Source organism: Mesorhizobium sp. M4B.F.Ca.ET.203.01.1.1 (genome assembly GCF_004791025.1).
Classification (GTDB): domain Bacteria; phylum Pseudomonadota; class Alphaproteobacteria; order Rhizobiales; family Rhizobiaceae; genus Mesorhizobium; species Mesorhizobium abyssinicae.
The window spans coordinates 243,823-258,920 of the sequence record NZ_SRUO01000001.1; the positions used below are offsets into that span (position 1 = coordinate 243,823).

15 protein-coding genes and 1 other RNA gene are annotated in these 15,098 nt (G+C 64.8%); 3 read left to right on the plus strand and 13 right to left on the minus strand.

Going from position 1 to position 15,098, the window contains the following annotated elements; genetic code table 11:
• Window positions 1-4 precede the first annotated feature (4 nt).
• The 11 genes from EN846_RS01135 to ffs all read right to left on the minus strand — a co-directional run bounded on the left by EN846_RS01135 (window position 5) and on the right by ffs (window position 11,251).
• Window positions 5-751, minus strand: a complete 747-nt coding sequence (locus tag EN846_RS01135) for an ABC transporter ATP-binding protein (protein WP_127393447.1) — start codon at window positions 749-751, stop codon at window positions 5-7.
• On the minus strand, window positions 748-1,596 hold the full coding sequence (locus EN846_RS01140) for an ABC transporter ATP-binding protein (protein ID WP_127393448.1): 849 nt from the start codon (window positions 1,594-1,596) through the stop codon (window positions 748-750). Before EN846_RS01140 ends, EN846_RS01135 begins: the two co-directional genes overlap by 4 nt.
• The gene (gene nikC, locus EN846_RS01145; protein WP_127393449.1) at window positions 1,593-2,513 is read right to left on the minus strand and encodes a nickel transporter permease; all 921 of its coding nucleotides are present in this window, start codon (window positions 2,511-2,513) and stop codon (window positions 1,593-1,595) included. The genes EN846_RS01140 and nikC overlap by 4 nt, the downstream gene beginning before the upstream one ends.
• Window positions 2,510-3,571 carry an ABC transporter permease gene (locus EN846_RS01150; RefSeq protein WP_128346024.1) on the minus strand — a complete coding sequence of 354 codons (1,062 nt, stop codon included), beginning with the start codon at window positions 3,569-3,571 and terminating at the stop codon, window positions 2,510-2,512. The genes nikC and EN846_RS01150 overlap by 4 nt, the downstream gene beginning before the upstream one ends.
• 16 nt (window positions 3,572-3,587) lie before the next feature.
• Window positions 3,588-5,219, minus strand: a complete 1,632-nt coding sequence (locus EN846_RS01155; RefSeq protein WP_128346025.1) for an ABC transporter substrate-binding protein — start codon at window positions 5,217-5,219, stop codon at window positions 3,588-3,590.
• 256 nt (window positions 5,220-5,475) lie between these two features.
• Entirely contained in the window at window positions 5,476-6,753 is a 1,278-nt protein-coding gene (locus EN846_RS01160) for a lytic murein transglycosylase (RefSeq protein WP_128346026.1), read from the minus strand.
• A gap of 177 nt (window positions 6,754-6,930) precedes the next feature.
• Window positions 6,931-7,536: a recombination mediator RecR gene (recR, locus tag EN846_RS01170; protein ID WP_127391810.1), complete on the minus strand. Its 606-nt coding sequence runs from the start codon at window positions 7,534-7,536 to the stop codon at window positions 6,931-6,933.
• Window positions 7,537-7,630: 94 nt separating this feature from the next.
• Window positions 7,631-8,632: a cell wall hydrolase gene (locus EN846_RS01175; RefSeq protein WP_127391809.1), complete on the minus strand. Its 1,002-nt coding sequence runs from the start codon at window positions 8,630-8,632 to the stop codon at window positions 7,631-7,633.
• 217 nt (window positions 8,633-8,849) lie between these two features.
• Window positions 8,850-9,173, minus strand: coding sequence for a YbaB/EbfC family nucleoid-associated protein (locus tag EN846_RS01180; protein ID WP_127310768.1), 324 nt, complete (start codon window positions 9,171-9,173; stop codon window positions 8,850-8,852).
• Window positions 9,174-9,248: 75 nt separating this feature from the next.
• The gene (locus tag EN846_RS01185; RefSeq protein WP_127391808.1) at window positions 9,249-11,048 is read right to left on the minus strand and encodes a DNA polymerase III subunit gamma/tau; all 1,800 of its coding nucleotides are present in this window, start codon (window positions 11,046-11,048) and stop codon (window positions 9,249-9,251) included.
• 106 nt (window positions 11,049-11,154) lie between these two features.
• An RNA gene (ffs, locus tag EN846_RS01190) (signal recognition particle sRNA small type) lies at window positions 11,155-11,251 on the minus strand.
• A gap of 198 nt (window positions 11,252-11,449) precedes the next feature.
• Here ffs and EN846_RS01195 point away from each other — a divergent pair.
• From EN846_RS01195 to EN846_RS01205, 3 genes are read left to right on the plus strand one after another with little or no spacing between them, the layout of a single operon-like run.
• The gene (locus EN846_RS01195) at window positions 11,450-11,869 is read left to right on the plus strand and encodes an HIT family protein (protein ID WP_127285627.1); all 420 of its coding nucleotides are present in this window, start codon (window positions 11,450-11,452) and stop codon (window positions 11,867-11,869) included.
• Between the two features lie 37 nt (window positions 11,870-11,906).
• Window positions 11,907-12,848, plus strand: coding sequence for an NAD(+) diphosphatase (gene nudC / locus EN846_RS01200; protein ID WP_127285626.1), 942 nt, complete (start codon window positions 11,907-11,909; stop codon window positions 12,846-12,848).
• 10 nt (window positions 12,849-12,858) lie between these two features.
• On the plus strand, window positions 12,859-13,161 hold the full coding sequence (locus EN846_RS01205; protein WP_127285625.1) for a Dabb family protein: 303 nt from the start codon (window positions 12,859-12,861) through the stop codon (window positions 13,159-13,161).
• A gap of 191 nt (window positions 13,162-13,352) precedes the next feature.
• On the opposite strand, the gene EN846_RS01210 is transcribed toward EN846_RS01205, so the two are convergent.
• Together EN846_RS01210 and EN846_RS01215 are read right to left on the minus strand one after the other, a co-directional pair.
• Window positions 13,353-14,216 carry a prephenate dehydratase gene (locus EN846_RS01210; protein ID WP_127391807.1) on the minus strand — a complete coding sequence of 288 codons (864 nt, stop codon included), beginning with the start codon at window positions 14,214-14,216 and terminating at the stop codon, window positions 13,353-13,355.
• Between the two features lie 10 nt (window positions 14,217-14,226).
• A complete protein-coding gene (locus EN846_RS01215; protein WP_127391806.1) occupies window positions 14,227-14,955 on the minus strand; it encodes a 3-deoxy-manno-octulosonate cytidylyltransferase in 729 nt (242 codons plus the stop codon).
• Window positions 14,956-15,098 lie beyond the last annotated feature (143 nt).

The window sequence follows — 15,098 nt, forward strand, 5'->3', positions numbered from 1 at the left end:
GAAGCTACGCCCTCACAAACCCCTCACTCGCCCTCAGCAGGTTGCGCGTATAGTCCTCGCTGACCCGGTGGCCGATCAACTGGCTCGCGGTCAGCGTCTCCACTGCCTCGCCATTCTGCATCACCATCAGCCGCTCGCACATATGGGTGATGATGGCGAGGTCGTGGCTGACCATCAGGAAGGTCAGCTTGCGCCGCCGCCGCACCTCTTCGAGCAGGTTCAGCACCTCCGCCTGCACCGAGGCGTCGAGCGCCGAGGTCGGCTCGTCGAGGAGCAGGATCGAGGGTTCGAGGATCAGCGCGCGGGCGATGGCGACGCGCTGGCGCTGGCCGCCGGAGAGCTGGTGCGCGTAGCGGAAGCGAAAACCATTGCCGAGACCGACCTCGTCCAGCGCGCGTTCGATGCGCTTCTCGCCGTCGGCAAAGCCGTGGATGGCGAGCGGCTCCTGCAGCAGGCGGTCGACTGTCTGGCGCGGATGCAGCGAGCCATACGGATCCTGGAAGACCATCTGCACCTCGCGGTAGAAGCCCTTGTCGCGTTTCTTGCCCAGGGTCTTGCCGTTGACGGTGATGCTGCCGGAGGCGATCGGCGCCAAGCCGGCGATTGCCCTCAGAAGCGTCGATTTGCCGGAGCCGCTCTCGCCGACCAGCCCGTAGGACTCGCCTTCCCTGACCTCGAGGCTGACGCCCTTCAGCGCGCGAAAGCGATCGAAGATCACTTCCACTCCGTCGACGGAAAGCGCCGCGGTCATGCAGCCCACTCCGGCTTGCGGTCGAGCACCGGCAGCGGATGGCGCTCGAAGCCGATCCTCGGCATGCAGTTGAGCAGGCCGCGCGTATAGGGATGCCGGGCGTCGCGCAGCTCGGAAGCCTTGAGCTGCTCTACCACCTTGCCGGCATACATGACGATCACCCGGTCACAGAAGGACGAGACCAGGCGCAGATCGTGCGAGATGAAGATCAGGCCCATGCCGCGCTCGGCGACCAGCCTGTCGAGGATGTTCAGCACGTCGAGCTGCACGGTGACGTCGAGCGCCGAGGTCGGCTCGTCGGCGATCATCAGCTCCGGCCCGGCGATCAGCATCATGGCGATCATGGCGCGCTGGCCCATGCCGCCTGACACCTCGTGGGGGTGGAGGTCGAAGACGCGTTTGGGATCGCGGATCTGGACCGCCTCCAGCATGGCCAGCGCCCGCTCGCGCGCTTCGGCCCTGGATACGCGCTCGTGCGTGCGCAGCGTCTCGACGATCTGGCGGCCGATGCTCATCACCGGGTCGAGCGAATATTTCGGATCCTGCAGGATCATGGCGATGCGGTTGCCGCGCAGCGCCCGGCGCTGGCGCGACGGCATGGATAGCAGGTCGATGCCGTCAAAGCTGAGCTTCTTGGCCGAGACCTCGGCCTGCGGCGCGGTCAGGCCCATGATGGCGCGGCCGGTCTGCGATTTGCCGGAACCGCTCTCGCCGACGATGCCCAGCCGCTCGCGGCCGAGCGAGAAGGTGACGCCGCGCACCGCCTGGACCAGGCCGGTGCGGGTCGGGAAGGTGACCCGCAAATCGTCGACGTCGAGGAGTGGCCCCTTTGACTGCGCGCTCATTGGTCGCCGCTCCTCGGATCGAGCGCGTCGCGCAGGCCGTCGCCGAGCAGGTTGAAGCCGAGGCTGACGATAAGGATGGCGGCACCCGGCGCCGCGGCCACCCACCACTGGTCGAGGATGAAGCGCCGGCCGGACGCGATCATCGCGCCCCATTCGGGCAGCGGCGGCTGCGCGCCGAGGCCGAGGAAGCCGAGGCCGGCGGCAGTCAGGATGATGCCGGCCATGTCGAGCGTCACCCGGATGATCAGCGAGGAGATGCAGAGCGGCATGATGTGGCGCAGCACGATGCGGAACGGCGAGGCGCCCATAAGTTGCACCGCCTTGATGAAATCCGAATTGCGCACCGTCAGCGTCTCGGCGCGCGCGATGCGGGCGTAAGGCGGCCAGGAGGTGATAGCGATCGCCAGCACGGCGTTCTCGATGCCGGGGCCGAGCGCGGCGACGAAGGCCAGCGCCAGCACCAGTTTCGGGAAGGCGAGGAAGATGTCGGTGATGCGCATCAGGACGGCGTCGGTCCAGCCGCCGGCGTAGCCGGCGACCGTGCCGACCAGAAGGCCAATCGGCGCGGCGATGATGGCGACGAGGATCACCACATAGAGTGTCCAGCGCGAGCCGTAGACGATGCGGGAGTAGATATCGCGACCGAGGTCGTCGGTGCCGAACCAGTGCGCGGCGCCGGGCGGCAGCAGGCGCGCATTCTTGAGGTCGCCGACGGTCGGCGAATAGGGCGCCAGCACGTCGGCGAAGGCGGCGACCACCAGCAGGGCGATGATGATCAGCAGGCCGAGAACCGCCAGCCGGTTGGCGGAGAAGCGCCGCCACGCCACATAGGCGCGGCCGAGCCTTGCCTGCATGCGCGAGGCCGGCCGCTCGCTGAGCAGCCATTCGCGACGGCTCTGGATGGTCTCGGCGCTCATGCAGCCTTGGTCCTCGGGTCGAGAAGGCGGTAGAGCAGATCGGAGAGAAGATTGATGCCGATGAAGACCGAGCCGATGATGATGGTGCCCCCGAGCACCGCATTCATGTCGGCGTTCTGCAGCGAATTGGTGATGTAGAGGCCGATGCCCGGCCAGGAGAACACGGTCTCGGTCAGCACCGAGCCTTCGAGCAGGCTGGCATAGGAAAGCGCGATCACCGTCACCATCGGCACCGCTGCGTTGCGCAGCGCGTGGCCCCAGATGATGCGCGTTTCCGACAGGCCCTTGGCCCGCGCAGCGACGATATATTCCTGCGCCATCTCGTTCAGCATGAAGGAGCGGGTCATGCGGCTGATGTAGGCGAGCGCGAAATAGCCGAGCAGCGAGGCCGGCAGGATGATGTGGCGGAAGGCGTCGTAGAAGACATCCCATTGCCCCTGCATCGCCGCGTCGAGGAGGTAGAAGCCGGTGATCGGCGTGAAGGTGTATTCGTAGACGACGTCGAGCCGCGCAGGAAAGGCCACCCATTGCAGCTTGGCGTAGAACAGGACGAGGCCGAGCAGTCCCAGCCAGAAGATCGGCACGGAATAGCCGATCAGTCCGATAATACGCACGATCTGGTCGATGAGACTGCCCCGCTTCACCGCGGCCAGCACGCCGAGCGGCACGCCGATGACGGCGCCGATGATCGTGCCCAGCGTCGCCAGTTCGATGGTCGCCGGGAAGACGCGGCGAATGTCGGACATCACCGGATTTGTGGTCAGCACCGATGTGCCGAAATCGCCGCTGAGGGCGCTTTTGACATAGATGAAGAACTGCTCGATCAACGGCAAATCGAGGCCCATCTCGCGACGCGTGCGCTCGACGACGGCGGTGGGAGCCCGGTCGCCGAGCACGGCCAGAACCGGATCGATCGGAATGACGCGGCCAATGAAGAAGGTCACCGCGAGCAGACCGAGATAGGTCGTCACCGCGATCACCAGGAAACGGCCGAGCGACGACAAAACGGCTCGGGCGCTGCCGCGCCCCGCCGCCGCCTGGGTTTCAGCCGCGCTCACGCGGCGTCCGCCGACACTATTCCTTCGAGACTGCGCCGACGAAATTGGTATCGAAGCTCGGGCCGAGCGCGAAGCCCTTGATGCTCTTGCGCAGACCAGCCACTTCCAGTTGCTGGTGGATGATGACGAAGGGGCTGGTGTCGACGATCTTCTTCTGCAGGTCCTTGTACATATCTGCGCGCTTGCCCGAATCCTTCTCCAGAAGTGCTGCCTCAGTCTCCTTGGTCAGGTCCGGAATGTCCCAGGCATTACGCCAGGCGAGCGTCTTGATCTTGGCCGCGTCGGAATTGTCCGGGTTCGAGGCGAAGGTCTGGGCGTTGGAGTTCGGATCGAAATAGTCCTGGCCCCACTGGCCGATATAGATGTCATGGTTGCGGGCGCGATACTTGGTCAGCGTCTGCTTGCCGTCGCCCGGAATAATCTCAAGCTTGATGCCAACCTGACCCAGCGTCTGCTGGATCGACTCGGCCATGCCTGTCTCCGGCTGTTTGCTGCGCACGTCCATGGTCACGCTGAAGCCGTCCGGCAGGCCCGCCTTGGCCAGGAGTTCCTTGGCCTTGGCGACATCGAGCTTGAACGGATTGTCGTCGATGGCGCCGAGGTCGCCCTTGGGCAGGAAGGACTGGTGGATCTCGCCGATGCCCTTGAGGATGGTCGAGCTCAGGGCATCGTAGTCGACCAGATATTTGAACGCCTGGCGAACCTCCGGCTTGGCGAGGTTCGGGTTCTTCTGGTTGAGGCTGATGTAATAGACCGTGCCCTTGGGCGCGCTGGTGGTGGTGAGGTCGGCGTTCTTGGCGACGGCGTCGAGGTCGTTCGGCTCGAGGTTGCGGGCGACGTCGATATCGCCGGCCTCAAGCGCCAGACGTTGCGCCGCGCTTTCCTTCATGTAGCGGTAGATGACGCGGGCGAGCTTGGCCTTCTCGCCATTGTAGTTGTCGTTGCGCTCCAGAACGACGGCCTCGTTGGCGCGCCATTCACGCAGCTTGAACTGGCCGGAGCCGGCGTAGCCGGTCTTCAGCCAGGCATTGCCGAAATCATTGTCCCATTTGTAGTCGGCGCTGGGGGTGGCGGCGGCGACATGTTCCTTGACCAGCTTGCTGTCGACGACTGAGGCGACGGTGGCCGACAGGCAGTTCAGGACGAAGCTTGGCGCATAGGCCTTGTCGACCACGAACTGGAAGGTGGTGTCGTCGACGGCCTTGGCCTTTTCGGTGACATTATCGCCGCTGATGCCGAACTGGTTGATGATGAAGGCCGGGCTCTTGTCCAGCTTAATGGCGCGCTCGAAGGAATAGGCGACGTCGGCAGCAGTGATCGGGTTGCCGGAGGCGAACTTCATGCCGGGCTTGAGTTTGAAGGTATAGGTCAAGCCGTCATCGGAAACGGCCCAGCTCTCGGCGAGATCGCCCTTGACCTTGGAGGTGTCGCTGAGGTCGAGGCGGACAAGCAGATCATAGGTGTTGCCGGTGACCTCGGCGGTCGACAGTTCGAACGCCTCGCCCGGATCCATGGTGATGATGTCGTCGAACGCGAAACCTTCGACCAGCGTGTCGGCGGGCGTCACGGCGAAGGCGGGCGCGGCGAGCAGCGCAGATATCGCCACACCCGCAAGCAAGCTACGCAGAGCAAACTTTTCCAGCATCATGGTGATCGTTCCCTGTTCTGTTGGTTGTTGACCTGAGTTCCCGGCTCAGGATTGCGAAATTCTTTTCTAGGTCGCGCGTTTTCCGGGCGCTACCGTCCTGTTTTTTGTCCAGTTGGTCAACACCATATCGGGCGGTGCCGAAGCCCGCAACGCGCATTTGCGGACCTCTCTATTGGACCAGAACGGGTGGTGGCCGGGCGACGCATGAGCCGGCCAATTGGCGCCGCCAAGGGGGAAAATCTTGCTATTTTTGCCGCTACTTCAGCGCGGCGACCAGGGCGGCGTCGGGGAAGCAGGTGGCGGCGCGACCGTTCTTTGCCTGCCAGTCGCCGATCGAGCGGCGCGTCTTGAAGCCCGGCAGGCCATCGGCGCTGCCGACGTCGTAGCCCTTGGCCTCCAGCGACCTCTGCAGGGCGGCGATGTCGGAGCGGTGGAGGTCGCCGACCGGCCCCCAGTTTGCGGTAAAGGTGGCATCCCCCCTGGCGATGCGATCGGCGGCATGACCGATGAACAACGCGTAGAGGTCGCTGGTGTTGTATTGCTTGAGCACATAGAAATTCGGCGTGACAATGAAAGCCGGTCCGCTGCGGCCGGCCGGCATCAGAAGTAAGCCTTCGGCCTTGAGCTCGCTTGCCTGGAACGCCTTGTTGTCGGCGCGCCTGATGCCCATCGCCACCCAGTCGGCAATCTTCTTGCCTTGGTCGGGTCCTTCGAGCGAGCAGGATACTTTGGCAGGCACGATCACCTCGGTTCCCCAGCCGCGGCCCCTGACCCAGCCATAGTGGACGAGATAGTTGGCGATCGAGGCCAGCACATCCGGCGTCGAATTCCAGATGTCGGGCCGGCCGTCGCCGTCGAAATCGACGGCATGCTTGAGGAAGGAGGTCGGCATGAATTGCGGCTGGCCGAGCGCGCCGGCCCAGGACGATTTCATCGCGTTGACCGGTGCCAGCCCGCGCTCGACGATCGCCAATGCCGCCAGCACCTCGGTGCGGAAGAAATCCTTCCTGGTCGACATGAAGGCCTTGGTGCCCAGCACCTCGAAGGCGTCATAGGGCATCTTGGCCGCGCCGAAGCCGGTCTCGCGGCCCCAGATCGCCAGAAGCACCTCGCCCGGCACGCCGTAGCGTTTCTCGATCAGCCCCAGCACCCTCGCATTGGCGCCCTCGCGGGTCCGTCCGCCGGCGGTGACGGCGCGAACGGTCTTCTCGGCGAAATAGGCGCCGGGCGGCCCGAACTCGGCCTGGTGCTGCTTCTCGGGCGTCGTCGGCTTCTCGCCGGGCATGACGAGGTCGGGCAGCTTCAGGTTCGGCTTCACGCCGATGAAGGCCTCGTCGAAGGTTTTCCTGGAGATGCCCTTGGCCTTGGCTTCCGGCCAGAGGTCGCTCTGCAGCCAGGAGCGAAACTGGTCGTCGACGGAAGCGGCGCGGGTTGGGAAGGTGAGGAGGAAAATGAACAGAGCCGCGAAGAGGGAAAGCGCAGCCAGTTTTGAATGTTTGCGTTCTGTCGCGCCCCCCTCTGTCCTGCCGGACATCTCCCCCACTTGGGGGGAGATTGACCGTCGCCTTGACTTTCGCCAATCGCCAACGCTGAAGGAAGAACGCCGCGAGCGAAGCTGCCAATCTCCTCCCTTGTGGGGGAGATGTCCGGCAGGACAGAGGGGGGCGCGAAGGAATGCTGTCATTTCCAGGCTACCTCCTCGTTGAAGCCCTCAAAACGCTGTCCTGGACCTCAGCGCGGCGGCCAGCGTGCCTTCGTCGAGATAGTCGAGTTCGCCGCCGACCGGAACGCCATGCGCGAGCCTTGTCACCTTGACCTCGAAGCCGGAGAGCTGGTCGGTCAGGTAGTGCGCCGTGGTCTGGCCTTCGACCGTGGCGTTGACGGCGAGGATCACCTCCTTGACCTCGCCGCCGGCGACGCGGTCGACCAGCGCGCGGATGTTGAGCTGGTCGGGGCCGATGCCGTCGAGCGGCGACAGCGTGCCGCCGAGCACGTGGTAGCGCACATTCATCGCCGCCGCGCGCTCCAGCGCCCAGAGGTCGGAGACGTCCTCTACGACGATCAGCGTGCCGGCATCGCGGCGCGGATCGGTGCAGATCATGCAGGGGTCGGAGGTGTCGACATTGCCGCAGGTCGAGCAGATGCGCACCTTGTCGACCGCCTCGCCCATGGCGGCGGCGAGCGGCTCAAGCAGCTGCTCCTTCTTCTTGATCAGATGGAGCGCGGCGCGCCTGGCCGAACGCGGCCCCAACCCCGGCACCTTGGCCAGGAGCTGGATCAGGCGTTCGATCTCTGGACCGGCGATTCGTTTCGACATCGCACTGATCTAGGATTTTTCAGAGCGGTTTGGAACATGCACCAGCGGGAATGATCCGCCATGCTGCCAGGCGGACCATCGATTGCCGGTCAGATCAGTAGGCTTCGAGCGGCCGGCTCTGGCTGACGATCATCGCGCCGATGGCATCGGTGTTCTCGGGCGTCGACTGGAAACCCATCGCGGCTTCCTGCGGCGCGCTCGGCACCGAGGTGATGTAGCGGTTGTTCAGGGCGCCGCCGAAACGCGAAGCATCCGGCTCCGCCATCGGCTCCTGCATCGCCACCACAACCGGTTTCGCCGCGACGCGGCCCGCCTTCGCCGCAGGCGCAATGGCGGCGGTCACATAGGTTTGCTCGGCAGCACCGGCTCGGTTCGTTGCCGTCCGGGCCGCGGACGCGGGCTCCACGGCAGCGGTCATCAAGGCCTGCTTGGCCGGATCCGGACGGACAATCGTCTTGACCACCGGCTCGGCGGACGCGACCAGCACCGGGGCGGTGGCAGGCGCCGGCTGCCTTGGCGTGGCCGAGGCCATGGCGATCATCGGCTCGTCCGGCAGCGGCTGCCAGTTGCGGCCGCGCTTCTCGTAGAAGGCGTTGCCGCCGGCGACCATCGTGTAGTGCATGTTCTTGTAAGGGAAGCGCAGGCCGGCGGTGTGGAAGAACATGGTGTTCTTCAGCTTGGCGTTGCGCTCGCCCTTGAGCACGGCGTCGGCGGCCTCCTCGACATCGGGCATCGCCCTGGAATTCATCGGCCGCGTCATCACGCCGGGGGCGAACTGGCCCCGCTCGCCGACGACCTCGCAGATCGTGCTGCCGTGCTGACCCGAGCGCAGCCGGTTCATGACGACCGTGCCGACGGCGATCATGCCGTCGCGGCTCGACCGGTTGGATTCGAAGAACATCGCCCTTTGAAGGCATTCCCTGTCCTTGGGGGTGGCGCCGTAGGAGCGCGAGCTCAGGAAACTCGGCGTGATGGCATCGGTCAGCTTGGCCACCGACATGCCGTGCGAAGTGGTCTGGCTGCAGCCGGCCAGAAGCAAGGGGGAAGTGACGATGCCGAGGAACAGCAGCGGCGTCTTCCATCGCGTCGCGATCAACAAAAAAGCCTCATTTCCAGATGCCAGCCCGCCCCGAGATGTGGCAAGAATGAGACTCTTAAAGGCAAAAAGATGGCTAAAGGATTAGCATTCGTGCAGCATAGGTAAAACTTTATGAATGGCTGGAAACGACCGCGTGAACAAAGCCGGGGAATGTCTTAACAACTGCCCCGGCGCCCGATTTCCGTTCACAATCAATTAACTGGAGGCAGCCGGCTCAGAACGGCAATTTCATTCCGGGCGGGATCGGCAAGCCTGCCGTGAGCGCCTTGGTCTTTTCCTGCATGACCTGCTCGACCTTATTTTTGGCGTCATTGTGGGCGGCGAGAATGAGGTCCTCGACGATCTCGGCCTCATCCTCCTTGAGCAGCGACGGATCGATCTTCAGCACCTTCATCTCGAACTTGCCGGTCAGCGTCACGCTGACCAGACCGCCGCCCGCCTGCCCGGTGGCTTCGAGCGTAGCGATCTCATCCTGCATGGCCTGGAACTTGGCCTGCATTTCCTTCGCCTTGCCCATCAGGCCGAGAAGATCCTTCATCCAAATGTCCTCTTCAGTTCATTGTTGGAGCATGATCTTGTCCGAAAACCGGTTCCCACTTTTCGGGATCATGCTCTAGATTTCGTCGTCATCCGCCGCCGGATCGACCGCCAGGTCGGCCTCGGCCTCTTCCACTTCCGGCACGTCCGGAATGCGCACATCGATGATCTTGGCGCCGGGGAAGCGGGCGAGGATGGCGGCGACCGTCGGGTCGCTCTTGGCATCAAGGAAGGCGATCTCGCGCTTCGTCGTTTCCATCTCCGCCAGCGTCTGCCCGCCATCTTCCTTCGACAGCGAGACCAGCCAGTTGCGGCCGGTCCAGGCACGCAACTTGGCGGTCAGGTCGTTGAGCAGCATCTTCGGCGCATCTTCGGTCAGGCTGACGTCGAGGCGGCCGGGCTCGATGCGCACCAGCCGCACGCAGCGCTTGATCAACACCTTGAAGGCGATGTCGCGATTGGCATCGGCAAGGGCGGCAATGTCGGCCAAGGACTTCACCGGCACGGCAGGCGTTTCGACGACCGGTTCCGGCGCCGCGACAAAGGCCGCGGGCACGGGCTGCGCCTCGACCAGCCGCATCGTCTGCGCGCCGCCGCCGGCGGACGGCATGCGCGCCTGCGCCACAGCGCTGGCGCCGCCATTGCCGGGGCTTGCCGGCGCCCCGTTGGCGCGCGGCGCGCCATTCGGAACCGGCGAAGCGCCCTCCAGCGATTTCAGCGCCTCGTCCAGCGTCGGCAGGTCGGCGGCATGCGCGAGCCGGATCAGCACCATCTCGGCGGCGCTCACCGGCCGGTTCGAAGACTGCACTTCGGGGATGCCCTTCAGCAGCATCTGCCATGTCCTGGACAGCACGCGCACCGACAGCGTCCCGGCGAAGTCGCCGCCGCGCCGGCGCTCATCCTCGGAGAGCGATGCATCGTCGGCAGCCGTCGGCACGAAGCGCAGCCTGGTGACGAGGTGGTTGAATTCGGCAAGGTCGGTGAGCAGCGCGGCCGGATCGGCGCCGGTGTCGTACTGGGCGCGGAATTCGGCCAGGGCCGCCGCGACGTCGCCCTTCATGACATGCTCGAACAGGTCGACGATGCGGGCGCGGTCGGCGAGGCCGAGCATGGCGCGCACGGCCTCGGTGCTGACCGTGCCGCTGCCATGGGCGATCGCCTGGTCGAGGATGGAGAGCGAATCGCGCGCCGAGCCTTCGGCGGCGCGCGCGATCATCGCCAGCGCGTCGTCGTCGACCGAAATGCCCTCCTTGGCGGCGATCGCCGACAGATGCGCGACCAGCGCGCCGGCATCGATGCGCCTCAGATCAAAGCGCTGGCAGCGCGACAGGACCGTGATCGGCACCTTGCGGATCTCGGTGGTGGCGAAGATGAATTTGACGTGCGGCGGCGGCTCTTCCAGCGTCTTCAACAGGCCGTTGAAGGCCTGGGTGGAGAGCATGTGCACTTCGTCGATGATGTAGACCTTGTAGCGGGCCGAGACCGGCGCGTAGCGCACGCGCTCGATGATGTCCCTGATGTCGTCGATGCCGGTGTGCGAGGCGGCGTCCATCTCGATGACGTCGACATGGCGGCCCTCCATGATCGCCTGGCAATGCTCGCCTGGGATCGAAAGATCGACCGAAGGCTGGTCGACGGTGGCGGTCTTGTAGTTCAGTGCCCTGGCCAGGATGCGCGCCGTGGTCGTCTTGCCGACACCGCGCACACCGGTCAGCATCCAGGCCTGGGCGATGCGCCCGGAGGCGAAGGCGTTGGTCAGCGTGCGGACCATCGGCTCCTGGCCGATCAGCTCGGAGAAATTCGAGGGGCGGTATTTGCGGGCCAGAACCCGATAGGCGCCTGCCTTATCCGTCCCCAAGTTTCCGGCTTCGCTCATTCGCCGTCAAAGCTCCCAGGACCACGACGGAAGGCGGTCCGATACCTGCGCATAGTTTCGCCCGCACGGCTTGGCGCCGTCAATGTCGCGAGAGAAAGGCGAAGAGGCGGGAGGCTGGAACAATGACCCGTTCCGGGCTCGTTAGGGCTGCTTCCTTCCGGACCTGACCCGGTTGGCGAGTGGATCGTCCACCACCAACCTCCCGCGCTCCATATCGGCAATTCGGCGATGAAATGCAAGGGCAGACCTGATTGAGCAGCCCAAACCGGATGTGCCGCGGGGCAGCAAGACCTTCAAATCCGCAATATCGGCCAATGATTCGCTTGCAGCCCCATTGCAGCCGCTCTAGCGTTCATGGCTCAAAAGACGCTGCAATGCCCACAAAAGTGAAGGAAACGCCAATGCTGCCGGGCCTCAAGGCCGGATTCACGCTCGACGCCAGGCTGGAGGCGGACAGCGAGCAGCTGATGTGGCTCGGCCTGTGCGAACTCAGGCTGATGAACGATTGCCGCTGGCCATGGCTCATCCTGGTGCCGCAGCGGCCGGGCGTGGAGGAAATCCATGACCTGACGCCGCTCGACCAGGCGATGCTGACCTTCGAGACCAACATGGTGGCGCAAGCGCTGAAGAAGGCGACAGGCTGCACCAAGATCAATACCGGCGCGCTGGGCAACATCGTGCGCCAGCTGCACATCCATGTCATCGCCCGTTCGGAGGGCGATGCGGCCTGGCCAGGGCCGGTCTGGGGGCATGGCCTGCGCGAGCCCTACAGCAGTTCCGAGATCCGGCGGTTTGCCGAAACGATCAAGGCGGCGCTATAAGCTGACCTCGTGTCCATCCCCGAAGCCCTGAGTCCCCATGACCTTCCGCCTGTTTGACGCGCCCTTGCGGGAGCCGAGCCAATTCGTCGGCTTCGCCGGCAACACGATCGACCGGCAGTCGGAGACGCGCGCCGACGACTCGGTCGAACAGGCGCTCGCCGATGCCGCGACGCGGCTTCTCTTGATGCATGGCGGCCGGCTCTACCTGAAACTCGACGGCGACAGCTTCGACCCCTGGTTCGCGGCACCGGAAAGCCAGCCGTTCAAGGTCTCGCTCGACCAGGGTGTGCTGCTCGGCTTTTCCGACGCCGGCCCGGTGCTGGCGGTGCCGGCGGGCATCGAGCCGGAAGAGCTTCCCGAGACCGTCAAAGCGATCGACTACCGCTCCGTCTACATGCAGGGCCTGATCGACGAGGCGGCGGCCGGCGCTCTGGCGCAAGGGGCGGCTCTTCTTGCCTGGCATGCCAGCCACGCCTTCTGCTCGAAATGCGGCAACCGTTCGGAAATGCGCGCCGGCGGCTACAGGCGGCACTGCCCGGCCTGCGGCACCGATCACTTCCCGCGCACCGATCCGGTGGCGATCATGCTGACGGTGACGGCGGACAAATGCCTGCTCGGGCGCGGCCGGCATTTTGGGCCCGGCATGTATTCAGCACTTGCCGGCTTCATCGAGCCCGGCGAAACGATCGAGGCGGCGGTGCGCCGCGAAACGCTGGAGGAGGCCGGCATCCGGCTCGGCCGCGTCGTCTACCACGCCAGCCAACCCTGGCCGTTCCCCTATTCGCTGATGATCGGCTGCTTCGGCGAGCCGCTCAACGACGACATCCAGGCCGATCTCAACGAGCTGGAGGACTGCCGCTGGTTCTCGCGCGACGAGGTGCGCCTGATGCTCGACAGGACGCATGCCGATGGCTTGATCACGCCGCCCAAGGGGGCTATCGCGCATCACCTCATCCGCGCCTGGGTCGACAGCGAATAGGAGCAGAAGAATGATCCGTCACACCGTTGTGTTCACGCTGAAGCATCCCTTGCAGTCGCTGGAAACGAAGCGCTTCCTGCACGACGCCAAAAAGATCCTCACCGGGATCAAGGGCGTCACGCATTTCGAGCAGTTGCGGCAGGTGAGCCCGAAGAACGACTACCAGTTCGGCTTCTCGATGGAGTTCGCCGACCAGGCGGCCTATACCCGCTACAACGAACATCCCGACCATGTCGCCTTCGTCCGCGACCGCTGGGTGCCCGAGGTCGAGAAATTTCTCGAAATCGATTATGTGCCGCTTGGCTTTGGCTGAGATTGGATCGAGCGCCAACGTCTGAGATTAGCCCGGACCTTCATGAGGTCGTCATCCCAGGGCGGAGCGACGCACCAAAGGGCAGCGCTCGACTGTAACGGCATGGATCCTCGGGTCTGCGTGCGTCGCTTCGCTCCTTGCTTCGCCCGTGGATGACGAAGCGTCTCGCCTGACCTCGCAGGCGCAGCCAGCTAATCCGCGACCTTCCACTGCTCGCGCGACGCGCTTGCCGGATAGACGCCGAGGATGCGCATCTCGCGCGAGAAGAAGCGCAGCTCGTCGAGCGCCATCTTGACCAGCGGATCGTCCGGATGGCCCTCGATGTCGGCGTAGAACAGCGTCGCGGTGAAGGCGCCGAGCTGGTAGCTCTCCAGCTTGGTCATGTTGATGCCGTTGGTGGCGAAGCCACCCATCGCCTTGTAGAGCGCGGCCGGCACGTTGCGGACGCGGAAGATGAAGGTGGTCATCATCTTGGCATCGGCAGACGGCCGCTCGGCCCACTGCTTGTTCTTGGTCAAAACGACGAAGCGGGTGACGTTGGAGTCGGTGTCCTCGACGTTCTTCTCGATGATGTCGAGGCCGTAAAGCTCGGCGGCGAGCGCCGGCGCCAGCGCCGCCATGGTGCGATCCTTGACCTCGGAGACCATCTTCGCCGAGCCGGCCGTGTCGCCGGCGACCACCGGCTTCCAGCCATTCTTGCGGATGTATTTGCGGCACTGGCCGAGCGCATGAATGTGGCTGTGCACGGTCTTGATCTCTTCGCGCTTCACCCCCGGCAGCACCATCAGCTGGAAATGGATCGGCAGGAAATATTCGCCGACGATGTGCAGCTTCGATTCCGGCAGCAGGTGATGGATGTCGGCGACGCGCCCGGCAATCGTGTTCTCGATCGGGATCATGGCGAGCTCGGCCTTGCCGGTCTCGACCGCGTTGAAGGCATCCTCGAAGGTCGGGCACGGCAACGGCTCCATCGACGGGAACATGTTGCGGCAGGCGGTGTCGGAATTGGCGCCCGGCTCGCCCTGGAAGGATATTCTGTTGGTCTTTTCAGGCATGCCCAATATCTCAGTTTGAAAGGATTTCCCTGGCGCGCTCCAGGTCGTCGGGCGTGTCGACGCCGAGCGGCACGGACTGCACGATCTCGGCATCGATGCGCATGCCGGCCTCTAGCGCCCGCAGCTGTTCCAGCCGCTCGCGTCGTTCCAGCGGCGACGGCTTCAGCGCGACGAAGCGCTCGAGCGCGGCTCGCCGATAGGCGTAGAGGCCGATATGGTGATAGAGCGGCCCCTCGCCCCAGGGGGCGGTGGCGCGGGTGAAATAGAGCGCCCTGAGCCGTGTCGCAGACAGCGGCGAACCGACGATCTTGACGACGTTCGGATTGGTCTTCTCCTCGTCGCGGACGATCTCGACGCCGAGCGTGGCGATGTCGACCGATTTATCCTCGAGCGGCCTCAGCGACGCGCCGATGATCTGGGGATCGATGGTCGGCAGGTCGCCCTGCACGTTAACGATGGTTTCGACCTTTTTCTCCGGATCGAGCGCATTCAGCGCCTCGAAAATACGGTCGGAGCCGGACTGGTGATCGTCACACGTCATCACGGCCTCAAAGCCGTGCGCGCGCACCGCTTCCGCCACCGCCTCGGTGTCTGTCGCCACCACGACCCGGCCAAGCCCGGCCTCGGCGCCGCGGCGGGCGACATGGACGATCATCGGCGCGCCAGAAATGTCGGCCAGCGGCTTGCCCGGCAGGCGGGTCGAGGCCATGCGGGCCGGGATAAGGATGAGCGTGGACATCGGTGCGACGGGGCGTTGGAAAAGGGGGCTGGCGAAAGTGGCAAAAGGTCTCACTGGAAGCGCCCTTATAGGTGTTGCAACGCCGGAGCAAAAGACCTAGTTTCCGCCCGATTTGACCGGCCTGAGAGGTCGGTTCGGGATAC